General features: G+C 47.7%; 17 protein-coding genes. 6 read left to right on the top strand and 11 right to left on the bottom strand.

All coding sequences use genetic code 11. The annotated features are described in order from the left end of the window. Positions 1–145 precede the first annotated feature (145 nt). A complete protein-coding gene (gene ettA / locus AB8S08_RS04190; protein ID WP_110074738.1) occupies positions 146–1,813 on the top strand; it encodes an energy-dependent translational throttle protein EttA in 1,668 nt (555 codons plus the stop codon). Between the two features lie 82 nt (positions 1,814–1,895). Here ettA and rsuA read toward each other — a convergent pair whose 3' ends face one another. The 3 genes from rsuA to AB8S08_RS04175 all read right to left on the bottom strand — a co-directional run bounded on the left by rsuA (position 1,896) and on the right by AB8S08_RS04175 (position 5,694). After that, complete coding sequence (rsuA, locus tag AB8S08_RS04185) at positions 1,896–2,582, bottom strand: 16S rRNA pseudouridine(516) synthase RsuA (RefSeq protein WP_110074739.1); 687 nt, start codon at positions 2,580–2,582, stop codon at positions 1,896–1,898. Between the two features lie 127 nt (positions 2,583–2,709). Continuing rightward, positions 2,710–5,010 carry an acyl-CoA dehydrogenase gene (locus AB8S08_RS04180; RefSeq protein WP_369743780.1) on the bottom strand — a complete coding sequence of 767 codons (2,301 nt, stop codon included), beginning with the start codon at positions 5,008–5,010 and terminating at the stop codon, positions 2,710–2,712. A gap of 51 nt (positions 5,011–5,061) precedes the next feature. Further along, complete coding sequence (locus AB8S08_RS04175; RefSeq protein WP_110074741.1) at positions 5,062–5,694, bottom strand: TetR/AcrR family transcriptional regulator; 633 nt, start codon at positions 5,692–5,694, stop codon at positions 5,062–5,064. 199 nt (positions 5,695–5,893) lie between these two features. On the opposite strand from AB8S08_RS04175, the gene AB8S08_RS04170 reads away from it, so the two are divergent. Further along, on the top strand, positions 5,894–6,607 hold the full coding sequence (locus AB8S08_RS04170; protein ID WP_369743778.1) for a hypothetical protein: 714 nt from the start codon (positions 5,894–5,896) through the stop codon (positions 6,605–6,607). A gap of 45 nt (positions 6,608–6,652) precedes the next feature. Here the strand turns inward: AB8S08_RS04170 and kdsA are convergent, their stop codons facing one another. The 8 genes from kdsA to hemA are packed head-to-tail and all read right to left on the bottom strand — an operon-like array spanning position 6,653 to position 13,943. Then, positions 6,653–7,501, bottom strand: a complete 849-nt coding sequence (kdsA, locus tag AB8S08_RS04165) for a 3-deoxy-8-phosphooctulonate synthase (RefSeq protein WP_369744183.1) — start codon at positions 7,499–7,501, stop codon at positions 6,653–6,655. 54 nt (positions 7,502–7,555) lie between these two features. Further along, on the bottom strand, positions 7,556–8,806 hold the full coding sequence (locus AB8S08_RS04160) for a DUF819 domain-containing protein (protein ID WP_110074743.1): 1,251 nt from the start codon (positions 8,804–8,806) through the stop codon (positions 7,556–7,558). 60 nt (positions 8,807–8,866) lie between these two features. Next, the gene (locus tag AB8S08_RS04155; RefSeq protein ID WP_153825742.1) at positions 8,867–9,670 is read right to left on the bottom strand and encodes a tetratricopeptide repeat protein; all 804 of its coding nucleotides are present in this window, start codon (positions 9,668–9,670) and stop codon (positions 8,867–8,869) included. A gap of 20 nt (positions 9,671–9,690) precedes the next feature. Then, positions 9,691–10,053 (bottom strand): SirB2 family protein, encoded by a 363-nt coding sequence (locus tag AB8S08_RS04150; protein WP_110074745.1) that lies wholly within the window; start codon positions 10,051–10,053, stop codon positions 9,691–9,693. A 35-nt stretch (positions 10,054–10,088) separates the two neighbouring features. Next, the gene (locus AB8S08_RS04145; RefSeq protein ID WP_110074746.1) at positions 10,089–10,685 is read right to left on the bottom strand and encodes a response regulator; all 597 of its coding nucleotides are present in this window, start codon (positions 10,683–10,685) and stop codon (positions 10,089–10,091) included. Continuing rightward, a complete protein-coding gene (prmC, locus tag AB8S08_RS04140; protein ID WP_369743776.1) occupies positions 10,678–11,562 on the bottom strand; it encodes a peptide chain release factor N(5)-glutamine methyltransferase in 885 nt (294 codons plus the stop codon). Before prmC ends, AB8S08_RS04145 begins: the two co-directional genes overlap by 8 nt. A 26-nt stretch (positions 11,563–11,588) precedes the next feature. Next, positions 11,589–12,677 (bottom strand): peptide chain release factor 1, encoded by a 1,089-nt coding sequence (gene prfA, locus AB8S08_RS04135; RefSeq protein ID WP_110074948.1) that lies wholly within the window; start codon positions 12,675–12,677, stop codon positions 11,589–11,591. Between the two features lie 15 nt (positions 12,678–12,692). Then, positions 12,693–13,943, bottom strand: a complete 1,251-nt coding sequence (hemA, locus tag AB8S08_RS04130) for a glutamyl-tRNA reductase (RefSeq protein ID WP_369744182.1) — start codon at positions 13,941–13,943, stop codon at positions 12,693–12,695. 100 nt (positions 13,944–14,043) lie between these two features. Between hemA and lolB the strand changes: the two genes are divergently transcribed. The 4 genes from lolB to AB8S08_RS04110 all read left to right on the top strand — a co-directional run bounded on the left by lolB (position 14,044) and on the right by AB8S08_RS04110 (position 17,282). After that, positions 14,044–14,676 (top strand): lipoprotein insertase outer membrane protein LolB, encoded by a 633-nt coding sequence (lolB, locus tag AB8S08_RS04125; RefSeq protein ID WP_181394866.1) that lies wholly within the window; start codon positions 14,044–14,046, stop codon positions 14,674–14,676. Beyond that, positions 14,664–15,521 (top strand): 4-(cytidine 5'-diphospho)-2-C-methyl-D-erythritol kinase, encoded by an 858-nt coding sequence (ispE, locus tag AB8S08_RS04120; RefSeq protein ID WP_369743775.1) that lies wholly within the window; start codon positions 14,664–14,666, stop codon positions 15,519–15,521. The genes lolB and ispE overlap by 13 nt, the downstream gene beginning before the upstream one ends. A gap of 22 nt (positions 15,522–15,543) precedes the next feature. Beyond that, positions 15,544–16,491 (top strand): ribose-phosphate pyrophosphokinase, encoded by a 948-nt coding sequence (locus AB8S08_RS04115; protein ID WP_110074751.1) that lies wholly within the window; start codon positions 15,544–15,546, stop codon positions 16,489–16,491. Positions 16,492–16,616: 125 nt separating this feature from the next. Further along, positions 16,617–17,282, top strand: coding sequence for a 50S ribosomal protein L25/general stress protein Ctc (locus AB8S08_RS04110; protein WP_110074752.1), 666 nt, complete (start codon positions 16,617–16,619; stop codon positions 17,280–17,282). Positions 17,283–17,285: the final 3 nt, after the last annotated feature.

Raw genomic sequence — 17,285 nt, 5'->3', positions numbered from 1 at the left:
GGCTCCTAACTGCAGCAGCTGCCAGAGTGACAGCGGGTTATTGGAAATATCTGTGCGCTAGTTTACCAATATACTTGGGTTAGCGCCAACTTAAGGGTTAAAATAGTCCATTAAGATTTCACCCTCACAAGGAACATGGGCAGTTATGGCACAATATATCTATTCGATGTCGCGGGTCAGTAAAGTCGTCCCGCCGAAAAAGACGATTTTAAAAGACATTTCGTTATCTTTCTTTCCTGGCGCAAAGATTGGGGTATTAGGTTTAAACGGCGCTGGTAAATCCACCCTGTTACGCATCATGGCAGGTATCGATAAAGAAATTGAAGGCGAAGCCCGCCCGCTCGCTGGTATTGAAATTGGCTATTTGCCACAAGAACCACAACTAGACGAAAATAAAACCGTACGTGAAACCGTAGAAGAAGCCGTGGCTGACGTAAAAAATGCGCTAGCTGAGCTCGATCAGGTTTATGCAGCCTACGCTGAAGAAGATGCTGACTTTGATGCTTTAGCGAAAAAACAAGGCCAGCTAGAGGCTATCTTGCAAGCTAAAGACGGTCACAACTTAGACAACATGCTAGAGCGTGCAGCTGACTCGCTTCGCTTACCGCCGTGGGATACCAAGATCAAAGTATTATCGGGTGGTGAACGTCGCCGCGTAGCCATTTGCCGTTTGCTACTGAGCAAACCTGATATGTTGCTATTAGATGAGCCAACTAACCACTTGGATGCTGAATCGGTCGCTTGGTTAGAACGTTTCTTACACGACTACGAAGGTACCGTGGTTGCCATTACCCACGACCGTTATTTCTTAGATAACGTGGCAGGCTGGATTTTAGAGCTTGACCGTGGCTATGGCATCCCTTGGGAAGGCAACTACTCGTCTTGGCTAGAACAAAAAGAACAACGTCTTGAGCAAGAAGAGAAACAAGAAAAAGCTCGGCAACGCAGTATTAAACAAGAACTTGAGTGGGTGCGGCAAAATCCTAAAGGGCGTCAAGCAAAAAGCAAGGCGCGGATGGCTCGGTTTGAAGAACTGCAAAGTGGTGATTACCAAAAACGCAACGAAACCAACGAGCTATTTATTCCACCAGGCCCACGCTTGGGCGATAAGGTGCTTGAAGTTCAGCACTTGCATAAGGCCTACGATGGCCGGGTACTGATCAATGACTTAAGCTTTAGCGTTCCTAAAGGGGCTATTGTTGGCATCATAGGTCCGAACGGTGCCGGTAAATCAACGCTATTCCGCATGATCACCGGTAAAGAGCAACCCGATTCTGGTACCCTTGAATTAGGTGACACCGTGCAGTTAGCCAGTGTCGATCAGTTCCGTGATGACATGAATGACAAAAATACCGTGTGGAAAGAAATCTCCGATGGCCAAGATATTCTCCGCATCGGTAATTTTGAAATTAATAGCCGCGCCTATGTGGGTCGCTTTAACTTCCGTGGTAACGACCAACAAAAACACATTGGTGAGTTATCAGGGGGTGAACGTAATCGGGTGCATTTAGCCAAGCTATTAAAAGCTGGTGGTAACCTGTTACTGTTAGACGAACCTACCAATGACCTCGATGTTGAAACCCTACGTGCGCTAGAAGAAGCTTTATTAGAGTTTCCTGGTTCAGCTATGGTGATCTCGCACGACCGTTGGTTCTTAGACCGGGTAGCTACCCACATTCTTGACTATCGTGATGAGGGCGTGGTGAACTTCTACGAAGGGAACTATTCTGATTACGAAGAGTATATGAAAAAGACCCATGGTGAACATGCTATGGAGCCGCATCGTACTCGCTATAAGCCGATTGGGGTTTAACTTATATCAGGTTAGTTTCAAGCAACACAACGCCCGCCATAACCACACTGGCGGGCGTTTTTTCAGAAGCGCCTAGCGCTAGCTAAAACAAAGCTACCTCGGCAGCAGTTAAGTGCCGATACTCACCGGGGCCTAAATCACCCAGTTTTAGCTCACCTATTTGTTCACGATGGAGGCTCTCTACCCTGTTACCGATTGCGGCAAACATCCGTCTTACCTGATGGTAGCGCCCTTCTGATAAGGTCACTAACGCTTGTTGCGGATGAATAATATCGAGTTGTGCAGGTTCGGTTAACTTTTTCTCACCATGTAATTGCAGCCCTTGTTTGAATAGCTCTACATGATGCGGCTCAAGCGGCTCGGCCAGCTCTGCTCGATACACTTTCGGACAGCTACGCTTAGGCGAGATAATCCGATGGGTCCATTGTCCATCATTAGTGATCAGCAAGAGTCCAGAGGTATCTATATCCAGTCGCCCTACCGTGTGAAATTTTTCCGGGTTAGGTAAATCTAAGTAAGCAAATACCGTCATATGACGGGGATCGTCATTGGCACAAACGCAATCTAACGGCTTATGCAACATGATATAAGTTGGGCCCAACAGCTTAAGCGTCACCCCATTAAAAATCACTTCCGCAGTCGCTGGCACCTGCATCGCGCCTTTCTTAGCGACCACACCATCAACACTGACCGCCCCGGCATGCAAAGTTCGCATCGCTTCTTTGCGGCTCATTCCGGTGGTTTCGGCTAAAAATTTATCTAATCGCATCTGCATCACCTACGTTTGCCATGGTTGCTCACCAACACCATGGGCTCGTTACCCAAAAAATAACCTCGCCTAAGCGAGGTTATTGTGCCCCAGAATCTGGGGCTATTATAGCTAGTATCACAGCGGCTTAATAAAAGTTTTTATCCTCAATCACGCCTGCTGCGAATTGGTCGACACCAATGGCATACAGACGGAGTCGCTCAGTACGGCTTAAAGCGCTGGCCTCTTCAGCGCTAATCACTTCTGCTGCCCGCGCTTGCTCTACCAAAGCATCACCGTTGAGATTACCATCAATATCGCCACGTTTAACCGCCTTGCGAATACGTTTGTAGACATCTGAATGCTCGCGCATCGCTAAGAATGCTAGTTCCATATGACCCATTGGATCTTTTTCATCATCCTTCCAATAGGTTAAGAAGGTATGGCGATCACGAGTAACACCCGGCTGCATCATGCTGGTAGAAATTCCCTGTAAAATACTATCGTCCGGTTGATGATAATGGTTACCTAATGGGAAGATTGCTAAGCGCAAGGTCCACGCAATAAATCGGTTCGGGAAGTTTGCGAAGAATCCTTTAAAGGCTTCACCAATAGCGTACAAATGATGCTGCAGTGCATAATCAACAAACACCAAATCACCACTTTGACGACCATCATCTTCATAACGCTTCAGCACTGCTGAGGCCATGTACAAATGACTCAACACATCGCCTAACCGCGCTGATAACATTTCTTTGCGTTTCAAATCGCCGCCCATCACCAGCATCGCCATATCTGCTGTCATAGCCAGTGCTCTGCTCATACGGGTTAATTGCTGATAATAACGTGCCGTTGGGCCGCTCACTGGGCTCTTATTAAAACGTGCTCCAGATAACCCCATCCACAAACTACCGAAGAAGTTACTCGCGGCAAACCCAATATGTTTGAGTAACAGTTCATCAAAATCATGTAAGCCTTGTTCTTCATCTGGGTTGCTCGCTGCTTCCATTTCTTTCAGTACGTAAGGGTGACAGCGGGTTGCGCCTTGTCCAAAGATCATCAAGTTACGGGTAAGAATATTCGCGCCTTCTACGGTAATAGAGACAGGTGTGGCCATAAAGCCATGGCCCAAATAGTTGCGGCTACCTAATTGAATTCCTTTACCCGCATGAATATCCATCGCCGCATCCATCACCTCGCGGCCCATTTCTGTCATGTGATACTTAGTCATGGCCGTGATAACCGACGGACTCTTACCTTCACACAAGGCGGTCACCGTTAACCGGCGCATGGATTCGAGGATGTAGTTGGTGCCACCAATTTTACCCATGGCAGCTTGCACCCCTTCGAACATCCCAATTGGCATGCCAAACTGTTGCCGTACGTAAGCATAGGCACCGGTCATACGCTGCGTAACGTGGCCCGTTGCTGCCGCCAATGCTGGGAGTGAAATACCACGGCCAGCTGATAAGCATTCCATCAGCATACGCCACCCTTTACCAGCAAACTCTTGCCCACCGATAATCCAATCTAGTGGGATAAAGACATCTTTGCCGTAGGTGGTACCATTCATGAAGGCTTGATTGAGTGGCAAATGACGCTCACCCGTCTCAACACCTTTGTGGCTGGTTGGAATTAGCGCACAGGTAATGCCAATATCTTCTTGCTCACCCAATAATTTTTCAGGATCGTAAAGCTTAAAGGCCAAACCTAAGACTGTCGCGACCGGAGCCAAGGTAATGTAGCGCTTGCTCCAGTTTAAACGAATACCTAAAACTTCTTTGCCTTCAAACTCGCCCTTACACACGATGCCCGTATCTGGAATAGCACCAGCATCAGAACCTGCTTCGGGGCCGGTTAAAGCAAAACATGGAATATCGGTGCCGTCAGCCAAGCGCGGCAGCCAATAATTCTTTTGTTCATCGGTACCGTAGTGAGTAAGTAACTCACCCGGTCCTAATGAGTTAGGTACCATCACGGTAACTGCGGCACTGATTGAGCGGGTCGCAATGCGCGATACAATGTATGAGTTTGCTGCTGGCGAAAATTCTAAACCTCCAAACTCCTTACCAATAATCATGGCAAAGAATTTTTCTTTACGGATGTAATCCCAAACATCTTTAGGTAAATCGCGATCTTGTTGCATGATTTTAAAATCATCCAACATCGCCAATAGCGTCTCTAACTGGTTGTCGATAAAGGCTTGTTCAGCATCAGTAAAGGTCGGAGCCTGGGTCTGGTGAAATTTTTCCCAATCCGGGCGTCCGCTAAACAAGTCAGCATCCCACCAGGTATCGCCAGCTTGCATGGCCTCGCGCTCGGTTGGCGAAAGCGGCGGCAACACCCGTTTAAAAAAACCAAAGGCTGGTCTGCTAATCAGGCTACGGCGAATGTCTTTAATGGCGAATAACAACACCACGGCGACAATCAGGATAATTAAAATTTCCATGCTACTACACCTTATTAAAAGAATGATTCAACTAGCTATAAGCATAGCTGATTATGCTGCCGAGGCGTCAACACCACCGGCAAGAAATGGAATAAGACGATCAATCATCTGGTCTGCTGCAATCGTTTCACCAAAATCCGCTGCGGCAATCTCTCGAAGTGCCGGCCCAGATACCTGTGCAAATACCGTTGCTCCAAGCACAAAGTGTAACCGCCAAAACATATCTATGGGGCTCAATTGCGGGTTAGCTTGATGTAACGCAGCTAATAGATGCTCGATAACATGGCCAAAATGATCCATGGTATAACGCCTTAGATGCCCTTGAATTTCTGCATAAGCAAATCCCAATAGGCTTAAAAACAACGTGGGACCATGCTTTCTAACCTCTCGCAACTGCGCTAATGGCTTACGAAAACAGTCGAATACATCGCGAGTTGATATCTTATTTCGTGCTTGCAGCGCCAGCAATTCTTGCTCTAATGCGGGCATTAACACCTCTAAATAACGCGCCATAACCGCTTGAATAAGCGCTTTTTTTGAACCAAAATGATAATTCACTGAAGCAAGGTTCACGTCAGCATCGGCGGTAATCTGCCGCAAGGACGTCTGCTCAAAGCCATGTTCCGCAAATAATGCTTCCGCTGCATTGAGTATTTTTTCTTTGGTTGTAACTCGTTTTGCCATCGTTAACTGGCCTCACCTCTATACTGTTCTTTTAAAAGCGTTTAGAACAGCCATTTTAAACATGCGTTTCAATTTAATCGAAATAGCATGAATGCGCAAGCGTCAGCCGCTCTCCGTTTCCTTGATCTGCCCATTGCTAGCTGATAGCTTATCAATCACCCAAATCTATCAACATTCTAATAACAGAGCAGCCTGAACCATGCATAAACTTACTCATATCATTTATTTAGCGATTATTGGGGTACTAGTTATTGCGCTAGTTGTTGGCCGATCCGCACCTAGCAGCCCTGTCGCCGGCACCAGTGCAGACCTTAATACTGCAGCTGAGAACACGTCTGCCGCAGCTTCTGCACCTAGCACGTCCTTAACTGCCACCAATGGTGCCACCAATGCTGCTGCAAATAACACGGATAGCGCGGCTGCTTTTGCCAGTGATAGCAGCACTCAACCACAAGCCGCTGCTTCTACCCAAGAGCAACAAGACGTAGCTCAAGAATTAGACCTTAGTGATGCGCAGCTGGCCCGATTGGCCGAGTTATTAAAGACCCGTAACCAACAAGAAATAGAGATGTTGCTAGATGTGCAATCAGAAATACTTGATTCTGAGAACATTAGTGAACGTCTTCATACCGAAGCTATTGACCAAGACTGGGCTTATGTCATGACTAGTGAAATAGAAAACCTGTACGCTCAGCAGGAAGATTTACAAGGCGCAGAAATTAGCGACATTCAATGCCGCACAACAGTGTGTGAAGTGAGTATTAGCGGTTCAGACTTGCCATTTGACTACATGATGAAATTTCATAAAGCCTTGGTGCAGTCACCCCAATTAGGCCCTGATTATAAGACCATGATGATTTCAAATTCTTTAGAGGGCTCCCATAAAATTCAAATCATCAGACCTCAGCCCTAACCATAACGACTGCGGTAACTGCTAACAGTTACCGCAGTTTGCTGGTTAAACGGTGCTGGTATCAAGTGGAGCAAAACTCTTAACCAACTGATCCACCGCTTGCATTTGCTGTAAATAAGCCTCGAGCTTATTCAATGGCAACGCACAAGGACCATCACATTTTGCTTGATCAGGATCTGGATGGGCTTCAATAAACAAGCCAGCTAAACCAAGAGCCATCCCCGACCTAGCTAACACAGCAGCTTGTGCACGACGTCCATCAGCAGAATCTGCGCGACCACCAGGACGCTGTAATGCATGAGTGGCATCAAACATCACCGGAGCTAGTTGCTTCATTTCGTCCATGCCGAGCATGTCTACCACCAGATTATTATAGCCAAAGCAACTACCGCGCTCGCACAAAATTACTTGGTGATTACCAGCTTCGCCAAACTTTTTCAAAATATGACGCATTTCGTGAGGCGCTAAAAATTGTGGCTTTTTGACATTAATCACAGCACCCGTTGCTGCCATCGCCACCACGAGGTCCGTTTGTCGAGCTAAAAATGCTGGAAGCTGAATAATATCAGCAACCTCTGCTACCGGCTGGGCTTGGTGAGGTTCATGCACGTCGGTGATAATAGGAACGTTAAAAGTCGCTTTTATCTCAGCAAAAATATCCAATCCTTTGTCTAGCCCAGGCCCCCGGTAAGAATGAATTGACGACCTATTAGCCTTATCAAAGCTTGCTTTAAAAACAAAAGGAATGCCCAATTTGCTGGTCACTTCAGCGTAATGCTCAGCAATGCGCATGGCTAAATCACGCGATTCAAGCACATTCATGCCACCAAACAGCACAAAAGGTAAGTGATTACCTACCTGTACCTGCCCTACTTTTATAACTTGAGTATTAATCACATTCGATCCTTACTGGGTCCATGATGGGTTAGTTTGCAGAGCAAACTAACCTTAACCAGCACTAATAACACGAAGAATTTGGCCACATATGTACGCCATATAAGTACCTAGCGCATAACCAAACACGGCTAGCAATACCCCCACCGGAGCCAACGATGGGTGAAACGCTGAAGCCACCACGGGCGCCGAAGCCGCACCACCTACGTTCGCTTGACTACCTACGGCCATGTAAAATACCGGCGCTTTCAGAAGCCGTGCAGTGATTAACATCAAGCTAGCATGAATCAGCATCCAGATAGCACCTATTAAAAAATACTTAGGTGAGTCCAGAATAGCCGTAACATCCATGTGTAGGCCGATAGTGGCGACCAAGATATAGACAAACAAAGAACCAAATTTGGATGCTCCTACCCCTTCTAATTTCCGTGCCGGAGTAAAAGAAAGGATAACCCCAACGGTGGTTGCGATGACGATTAACCAAAAGAATTTTTTATCCAAACTAAAATCTTTGAGGAGCGGCAGATGCTCGCCAATAAAAGGTGCCAGCACATCAGCGCCCCAGTGAGCAATACCTGTTACCCCAAATGCAACAGCAAGAATAAACATTAAATCAGGTAGTTTAGCCTCACGGTTATGTTGCGCTTGATAATGCTCCATACGCTCTTTAATGGTTTCAATGGCACTGGTGTCGGCGCCAATCCGCGCATCTATGGCTTTGCTATTAGCAGCCATATACAACAACACTGCCATCCATAAATTGGCGACAATGATATCCACGGTAACCATGGCTGAAAAAATCTCGCCGCCAACTTCGTAAACTTCTTTCATGGCCGCCTGATTAGCACCGCCGCCAATCCAGCTGCCGGCGATGGTAGTCATACCGCGCCACACCGCATCCGGTCCGGCGCCATTTAGCAATTCAGGAAAGACCAGACTTACCAGTAACAGTGCAATAGGCCCACCAATCACAATCCCCAAGGTGCCTACCAAAAATAAAATCACTAACTTAGGCCCCAGCCGCACAATGGCTTTTAAATCGAGACTTAAGGTAAGCAGTACCAAACAGGCTGGCAGTAAATAATCCATCACCAACGGATACACGCCAGTACTGGCGCCATCAACAATCCCAAAGGTGTTCAGCAAAGACGGGATAAAGTAACAGAGTAAAAGCGCTGGTACCCATTTATAGAGCTTTTGAAAAAATGGATGTGAGCTGGATTGGGTGTAAAAAATCGCACCCAAAATAACGGCCAGCAAGCCAAAAATAATACCATCGTTAGTTATGAGAGCGGTTGTTTCCACGTGGGCTCCTTAGTTATTCTTATTTTATTATCAGCATCCATGGCGCTACTCTCACTTGCCTTAATGCAAGATATGCTGTGGTGCCGCCCAAGTTTCTAATTGCAGACGCAACAATTGCGCACTTGGATCATCAGGACATTGTTCGACAAAATACAAATAATCGTCAACCGCGGCTTGCTGACAATCTAGCTCTTCTAACACATAGCCACGATCTCGAATTTCGTAGGGATCATCGGGATGGATGGTTAATAACATATGCACGGTTGTTAGCGCATTCGCAAAAGCCCGATCATGAATAAACGCATGTTTTAATTCCGTCAAATAACGAACTAAAACCGTTTTTTGATCGGCCGCTTCAAACATATCCCACCCAAAATCAACGACATTTTCAGTGAGATCTTCAAAGCGCTCTTGCACCTGATAGCCCTCTAGCAAGTCTCCGTTGATGGGGTCAACAAAATAACTTTGTTGTTGATAATCAAATCGCAATAATGGATAGCCAGGAAAATCGACCAGTTCTAATTGCAAGCCCGCATAAGCAGCGGCCTCTTGCAGCAACAAAGCTAAACTCATGGGTAGCCCAGTGCGATAGCTAATCACTCGATCCAGTAAAATCCTTTGGCTACCAACGATAGGTTCAGGCGCATCACTAAAACTTAGGTTAAAGAAGAATTGCTCAGTTAATCCTTGTAATTTCTCTACACCTTCAAGCTCATCAAGGTCTTCCGCCAAGTGCCGAATGCTTTGATAATAATCAGCTACGTACTGATCACTATCCGAATGAAAGGCACGACTTACTTCCCAGATGATTTCTATGGTAGGAAGAATTTCTTGAGCAATATGTTCTAAGTATGAAAAACGCATAAACTATTCTATTACTTTCCTTAGCCAATCAATGCTTGTTTGCTAATAGCTACATGCAATAAAAAGGCAATCCAGCCTAGGGCCACCGCAAAACCAAGCGTACGCACCAAGGTGGTGGTTGCTTTCATGGCAACTAAACCAGCTAAAATATAACCCACTAAACCAATCAATTTATTGGTCGCAAAAGCATCCCACGGGCGGTATATCATCAAGCCAACGATACTGAGTAACAACAAGGTATCGATGACATGAGGAACAATCTTTACCCACTTCTGCTGAGCCACCTTCGCATCGATGCTGACCCAGAAAAAACGTAACACGAATAATAACACACTCAAGGCTACAAAAGTGACGTGCATGTGTTTTAGCGCCATATAAGACATCTTAAATCTCCCGCTTTATATTTTAAAAGTTATTATTAATCAGCTAGTTGCCTATATGCCGTAGCTATCTTTACCGCTGTTTCTGGTTGATGCTCGGCTAACCAGTTACGATAAAACTCTAGTTCAAATTGCAATTGCTGCTGTTTGGCCACCACCTGCATGATGTCACGATAAGAACGCAGCGACGACATCACACAGGTAAAGAGTTTTTGTGCAGTAAGTTCTGTTTTAGCTTTGTAATCATTAATATCGTAGTTCATTACCACCGCGCGCTCAGGCGCTTGACCTGGTTGCCCCGTGCGTAAAATAATTCGTGATGACTGGTTTTTGGCTTGCTCGCGAATAAACCGCGCCACCATCAAACCCGCGTCATCAGTATCCATCACCACATCTAACAAGACAATGGCAAGGTCAGGATGCTGCAGCACTAACTGTTCAGCTTCATGACGCGAGTAGGCACTTAAAAATTGCAGCCCACGCCCTTCAAATTGCAGGTCCATCAAAGCGAGCCGTGTTACTGCATGGACTTCTCGTTCATCATCAACGATTAAGATTTTCCATGGCTCTTGATTCGCTTGGTTATGGTGTTCGTTATTATCAGGTTCGTTGGCAAAGATAAATTCGCTACTCATTGCTAGCCTCTTCGGTTGTCTGCCCCACACATTGACCATAAGTATAGCGTTCGTTACCGCCATAATCACAACCACTGGCCACTGCTGTAAACCCTTGTTGTACCATCAGTTGTCGTACCGCTGCAGCTTGTTGCCAGCCATGCTCTACCACCAACCAGCCCCGTGGCTTTAGGTAACTCGGTGCTTGCGCCACGATGGCGGCTAAATCAGCCAAACCAGCGTCTGCGGCAACCAAGGCTGAGCGCGGCTCAAATCGCAAATCACCTTGCTGCAAATGAACATCATTAGCATCGATATAAGGCGGGTTACTGACAATCAGATCAAAACCTTGGTTTGTGATGGCACTAAACCAATCACTACGACTAAAGCTCACCGGTAGCTGCAGCCTTGTCGCATTGGCAGAGGCAAGCGCTATGGCTGCCGCCTCTTTATCGATCCCTTGTATGTGCCAGTGCTTACGTTCACTTGCTAGGGCCAGCGCAATAGCCCCAGTCCCTGTACCTAAATCGAGCACGTGCGCGGTAGCCGGCAAGGTTAAGCTAAGCACAAACTCAACTAAACATTCGGTATCAGCCCGAGGGATTAAAGTACTAGGGTTGGTCGCTAAGGGTAACGACCAAAACTCGCGTTCGCCCAGCAGATAGGCCATGGGCTGCCCGGCTTGGCGTTGCATGACCCACGCGCTGAACTGCTGTTGCTGCGCCGCGGTTAACTCAGCTTCTGGCCAAGTAAACAAGTAACTACGCTGTTTAGCTAATACCTTAGCCAACAACACCTCGGCGTCCAGCTTCGGGCTGGAGGATTCACTTAACTGCGCTACGGCCCACTGCAATGCCTGTGCGACCGTGCCTACTGCGCTGTGTTGCTTATCCGCCATGAGGTGCCTTCATTGCCGCGGCCACCTTAATGTTGTTCTGACAAAGCCGCAAGTTGGTCTGCTTGGTGCTCTTGCACAATGGCATCCAAGAGCAAATCCAACGCACCTTCAAGCACTTCATCCAAACGGTACAAGGTTAAATTGATACGGTGATCACTCACTCGTCCTTGCGGATAATTGTAGGTACGAATACGCTCTGAACGGTCGCCACTACCAACCAAGCTACGCCGCGTTGATTGTTCTTCGCGTTGGCGCTTTTCGTCTTCTGCTGCTTGTAGTCTTGACTGCAACACCGACATGGCTTTCGCGCGGTTCTTATGCTGTGAGCGCTCGTCCTGACATTCCACCACAAACCCCGTTGGGATGTGGGTGATCCGAATGGCTGAATCGGTACGGTTGACGTGCTGTCCACCAGCACCGGAGGCACGAAAAGTATCCACTCGTAAGTCCGCAGGGTTGATCTCAATCGCCTCGGCTTCTGGAATCTCTGGCAATACCGCCACCGTACAAGCAGAGGTATGCACCCGACCTTGCGATTCAGTATCTGGTACCCGTTGCACACGATGGCCGCCGGACTCAAACTTCATCCGCCCGTAGGCACCATCACCTGATACGTGCGCAATCACTTCTTTAAAACCGCCATGTTCGCCTTCGTTACAACTCACCATGCTAACCCGCCAGCCATGATTCTCAGCATAGCGGCTGTACATTCTAAATAAGTCGCCGGCAAAGATAGCGGCTTCATCGCCACCGGCACCGGCACGAATCTCTAAGTAGCAAGGACGGTCGTCGTTAGGATCTTTAGGCAGCAACAAGATTTGTAGTTGTTGCTCTAACTGCTCTTGTTGCTGTTGCGCAGCTTCTAATTCGAGCTTGGCCATCTCGCGCATTTCTGCGTCATCTTCTTGCATCATCTCGCGCGCCCCCTGTTCATCCGATTGGGCGCGTTGATAGGCGGTAAAGCACTGAACCAGCTCTTCTAACTGAGAATATTCTCGTGATAAGGCTCTAAATTTGTCTTGATCCGAAATAATTTGCGGATCACTTAATAAATGCTGTACTTCTTCATAGCGCTCTAACAGCGCTTCTAGCTTTCGAATAATCGAAGGATTCATCATCGGGCGAAGACCTTACTCGTCATCTGCAATTAATTGTTGGAATAGTGCCAACGTGTGTTGATCACCCGTGGCTCCAGCGGCTCGCATTAACCGCGTGGGTTGGTGTAAAAACTGCCGGGTTAAGCGTTGACTAAACTCACTCAACACCGCATCCGCATCTTTACCTGCGGCCAGCTGTTTTTGTGCTCGTTGTAATTGTTCAGCGGCCATGGCTTCGATGCGTTGGCGATAATCACGAATCACATCAACATGGCTTAGTTGACGTAACCAAGCTAAAAAGGCATCACAGTGCTCTTGAATAATGCCTTGTGCTTCTGCAGCGGCTTCTTCACGGTTACGTAAATTCTCGGTGATGATACCTTGCAGATCATCAACAGTGTATAAATAAGCGTCAGCAAGCTCGTTTACTTGCGCTTCAATATCTCGCGGTACCGCTAAATCAATCAGCAACATAGGTTGGCGACGCCGCTGTTTTAAGGCATGTTCAATCAAGCCTTTGCCAATAATCGGCAACGGACTTGCGGTCGAGCTGATGACAATATCCGCCTTAGGTAACAAATCTTGCAGCTCACCTAAGGTGTGCGCATGACCACCAAACTGCTCAGCTACGGTCGCGGCCCGAGTTAGCGTACGGTTAGCTACCATCAAATGCTTCACGCCGTACTCAGTTAAATGTTGGGCAACCAACTCGGCAGTATCACCAGCCCCCACCAGTAACACATTAGATTCTGGTAACTCGGCAAAAATTTGGCGCGCCAGATTTACCGCAGCAAAAGCCACTGACACCGCGTTCTCGCCCACTTTAGTTTCCGTACGAACGGTTTTAGCAACGCGGAACGTTTGCTGAAATAAACGCTCTAACACGCTACCAACGCTGGTTTGATTGCGAGCAAATTGATAGGCTTGCTTTACTTGGCCTAAAATCTGCGGTTCACCCAGCACCAGCGAATCTAAACCACTGGCTACGGCCATTAAATGAGCGATGGCGGCACCATCTTGATAGCCATAGCTATGTTCTCTGAGCTGTTGCAAGGGGATGCCGTGATAACCGGCCAGCCAACCGGTGAGCAAATCTAACGAGGCTTCGCCATGACAGTACAATTCAGTTCTATTGCAAGTAGAGACAATCACCGCTTCTTGCACGCCGGTTTGCTCACGCAAAGCCGGCAGCGCGCTATGCAGCTGCTCAGGCGAGAAAGCAACCCGCTCTCGTAATTCTACGGAAGCGGTTTTGTGGTTAACACCCAGTGCGAAAATGGTCATAATAGGAAAAAATTGCAAGCCTCTGGCTACTGCGAAACGCTGGCAATTGTACGTGAAACCCCTCATTATTAAAAGCATGCGAACAGGGATAAACCTGCACATGAAACGTCTTCTATTAGTAGTACTCCTAAGTGGGTGGTTAAGCGCCTGCTCTACGGTACCAACCAGCACCACGACCACCATGGTGTCGGCCGGTGCCATTGCGGCCCAACAACAGCAGTTAGCTGAGCTAACCCAATGGCGTTTGCGCGGCCAAATGGCGATTTTTGACTTACGCGAAAATGACCGCCACGGCATTTACGTGGATTGGAACCAATCCCCCAATCTCGTCAGTATGCGCTTTTCACATCCACTCAAAGGTACTCTTGCCACACTCGAACAAACCTCTAACGGTGCTCTGTTAATTGATAATGATGGCAACGAATATCGTGACAACAGCGCCAGCGCCCTGCTTGAGCGCTATTTTGCGGTGCAATTACCGTTCGATTTATTGCAACAGCTGGTGTTGGGTGTGCAACCTGAGCAAATGTTTGAAGCGCACTACCAATTGCTCGATGATGACCCACAACAACGCGCGTTACTGGCCGATTATCAATTGCTGGCGGCCCGCCAAATGTGGACCGCGGAGCTGCGCCAATACCAGCCGGTAGCCACTTACTTATTACCTCACAGCATTGATTTAACCTCAGCGCACTGGCGCCTCAAACTAAAGGTATCGCAATGGCTACTCTGAGCCTTTCGGCTGTTGCCAAACTGAATTTATTTTTGCATATTACCGGCCAACGTCATGATGGCTATCATTTGCTCGAAACGCTATTTCAATTTATCGATTACGGTGATCGCTTAGATTTTACCCTTACCGCTACCGACACGCTTGATTTTAGCTGTTCCGTAGCAGAGCTCGCGGGCCCTGATAATTTAGTGCTGGGTGCAGTTAAACTGCTGCAACAGGAATTTCCAAAACATGCCCGTGGTGTGCGTATTCACCTCCACAAAGTACTGCCCTGCGGCGGTGGCCTTGGCGGTGGTTCGTCGGATGCAGCCACCACCTTACTCGCCTTACGCCAGTTATGGCAGTTACCCCTCAGCACCGCTGAGTTAGCCCAGCTAGGCTTACAACTAGGAGCCGACGTGCCGATTTTTGTTAGCGGCCATGCAGCTTTTGCCCAAGGTATCGGCGAGCAATTAACGCCGATGACGCCGGCTTGTCCTTGGTATTTAGTGGTGCACCCCGGCGTCCATGTCAGCACCCCAACTATTTTTCAGCATCCGCAACTGCCGCGCCAACATGCGCCCATAGATCCGCAGCAGTGGAACTGGCACAACACCCAAAACGATTGCCAACAACTGGTCTGCCAACTCTATCCAGAAGTTGCCAAGGCCCTGGCCTGGTTGGTAGAATACGCGCCGTCTCGGCTGACCGGCACCGGTGCCTGTATTTTTGCCCGGTTCGACCAGCAGCAACAGGCTCTTGCTGCGCTGCAACAGCTACCTGCGGCTTGGACAGGGTTTGTCGCCCGTGGCATCAACGAATCCCCGGTCTGCCAGCAATTGCGGCAGGCTTCAACTGTAACCTAACCATTGAAAACAGAGGTTTAGTGTGCCTGACATGAAGCTCTTCGCTGGCAATGCAACGCCAGAACTCGCCAAGAAAATTGCCGACCGTTTGTATATCAAATTAGGCGATGCTGAAGTGGGCCGTTTTAGTGACGGTGAAATCAGTATTCGTATCAACGAGAATGTGCGCGGTTCTGACGTTTTTATTATTCAATCAACCTGTGCCCCTACCAACGATAACCTGATGGAATTAATCGTGATGGTAGATGCTTTGCGCCGCGCTTCAGCCGGCCGTATCACTGCAGTTATTCCCTATTTTGGCTATGCGCGCCAAGATCGTCGCGTACGCTCGGCACGGGTTCCCATCACCTCCAAAGTAGTGGCTGACTTCCTCTCCAGTGTTGGGGTGGATCGAGTGCTGACCGTTGATTTGCATGCAGAGCAAATTCAAGGCTTCTTTGATGTGCCGGTAGACAACGTGTTTGGAACCCCTGTTCTGCTTGAGCACCTGCGCCAACAAGCGTTCCATAATCCAGTGGTGGTCTCTCCGGATATCGGTGGTGTGGTTCGCGCACGGGCACTAGCCAAATTACTAAATGATATTGACTTGGCCATCATTGATAAGCGTCGTCCACGAGCCAACGAATCACAAGTGATGCACATCATTGGTGATATTCAAGACCGTGACTGCATTATCGTTGATGACATGATTGATACTGGTGGTACGCTTTGTAAGGCCGCTGAAGCACTCAAGAAAAACGGTGCTAAACGAGTGTTTGCATACGCCACTCACCCGGTCTTCTCAGGCAATGCCGTGAGCAACATCCGCGATTCTCATATTGACCAAGTAGTAGTAACCGATAGCATCCCTTTGAGTGCTGAAATGAAAGCCTTAGATAAAGTGCATCAGCTGACTCTGAGCGGTATGCTCAGTGAAGCGCTACGCCGCGTGAGCAACGAAGAATCAATCTCAGCAATGTTTGAGTATTGATTGAGTTTTAAGGGCGCCAGTGGTAATATTTCGCGCCTTTAAAATTGGCGAGCCATTTTTAAGGAACTTGTCGGGTATTTGGTCGCGAATAGCCGACGTCATTTTATTTAACGGAGACACTCCATATGTCAACTATCGATTTTACTATTCAAGCAGAACTGCGTACTGATACAGGGAAAGGTGCGAGCCGCCGCCTGCGTCGTGCGGAAAAAGTACCTGCTATTTTGTACGGTGCAGATAAAGAAGCCATCTCAATCACTCTAGATCACAACAAAGTGAACAACATGGCTGATCATGAGGCTTTCTATTCGCACATTTTGACGTTAGTGATTGACGGCAAGAAGCACGAAGCTATCTTGAAAGACGTTCAACGTCACCCGTTCAAGCCTAAATTGACTCACTTGGATTTCCAACGTGTTGTTAAAGGTCAGAAGTTACACACGCACGTTCCAGTACACTTCATCAACGAAGCTACTGCAGTTGGCGTGAAGCAAGAAGGTGGCGTTGTTGTTCACCATGTTGCAGATTTAGAAATCACTTGTTTGCCAAAAGATCTTCCTGAATTCGTTGAAGTTGACATCGCCAACTTGAAACTGGGTGAAACCTTACACTTGAGCGACCTTAACCTACCTAACGGTGTGGAATTGGTTGAGCTTGCTAAAGGTGAAGATCATAACCAAGCGGTAGTATCTATCACTGCACCGCGAGTTGAGAAAGAAGCAGATGCTGAAGAAGTTTCTGCAGAAGTTCCAACTGCAAAAGAAGCAAAAGCAGATAAAGACGCTGAATAAGCT

It is taken from the genome of Pseudidiomarina sp. PP-1MA (assembly GCF_041200125.1).
In the GTDB taxonomy this organism is placed as follows: Bacteria; Pseudomonadota; Gammaproteobacteria; order Enterobacterales; family Alteromonadaceae; genus Pseudidiomarina; species Pseudidiomarina fusca.
Note: the sequence above shows the minus strand (reverse complement) of the source record. Positions and strands in the feature narration are given on the sequence as shown.

What these genes read in the sequence shown, in the direction of transcription:
- AB8S08_RS04155 (WP_153825742.1), bottom strand. Translation starts at nt 9,670, where the DNA reads ATGCGTTTTTCATACTTAGAACATATTGCTCAAGAAATTCTTCCTACC.
- AB8S08_RS04110 (WP_110074752.1), top strand. Translation starts at nt 16,617, where the DNA reads ATGTCAACTATCGATTTTACTATTCAAGCAGAACTGCGTACTGATACA.
- AB8S08_RS04150 (WP_110074745.1), bottom strand. Translation starts at nt 10,053, where the DNA reads ATGTCTTATATGGCGCTAAAACACATGCACGTCACTTTTGTAGCCTTG.
- AB8S08_RS04180 (WP_369743780.1), bottom strand. Translation starts at nt 5,010, where the DNA reads ATGGAAATTTTAATTATCCTGATTGTCGCCGTGGTGTTGTTATTCGCC.
- ispE (WP_369743775.1), top strand. Translation starts at nt 14,664, where the DNA reads ATGGCTACTCTGAGCCTTTCGGCTGTTGCCAAACTGAATTTATTTTTG.
- AB8S08_RS04170 (WP_369743778.1), top strand. Translation starts at nt 5,894, where the DNA reads ATGCATAAACTTACTCATATCATTTATTTAGCGATTATTGGGGTACTA.
- AB8S08_RS04175 (WP_110074741.1), bottom strand. Translation starts at nt 5,694, where the DNA reads ATGGCAAAACGAGTTACAACCAAAGAAAAAATACTCAATGCAGCGGAA.
- lolB (WP_181394866.1), top strand. Translation starts at nt 14,044, where the DNA reads ATGAAACGTCTTCTATTAGTAGTACTCCTAAGTGGGTGGTTAAGCGCC.
- hemA (WP_369744182.1), bottom strand. Translation starts at nt 13,943, where the DNA reads ATGACCATTTTCGCACTGGGTGTTAACCACAAAACCGCTTCCGTAGAA.
- ettA (WP_110074738.1), top strand. Translation starts at nt 146, where the DNA reads ATGGCACAATATATCTATTCGATGTCGCGGGTCAGTAAAGTCGTCCCG.
- AB8S08_RS04145 (WP_110074746.1), bottom strand. Translation starts at nt 10,685, where the DNA reads ATGAGTAGCGAATTTATCTTTGCCAACGAACCTGATAATAACGAACAC.
- rsuA (WP_110074739.1), bottom strand. Translation starts at nt 2,582, where the DNA reads ATGCGATTAGATAAATTTTTAGCCGAAACCACCGGAATGAGCCGCAAA.
- prmC (WP_369743776.1), bottom strand. Translation starts at nt 11,562, where the DNA reads ATGGCGGATAAGCAACACAGCGCAGTAGGCACGGTCGCACAGGCATTG.
- prfA (WP_110074948.1), bottom strand. Translation starts at nt 12,677, where the DNA reads ATGAATCCTTCGATTATTCGAAAGCTAGAAGCGCTGTTAGAGCGCTAT.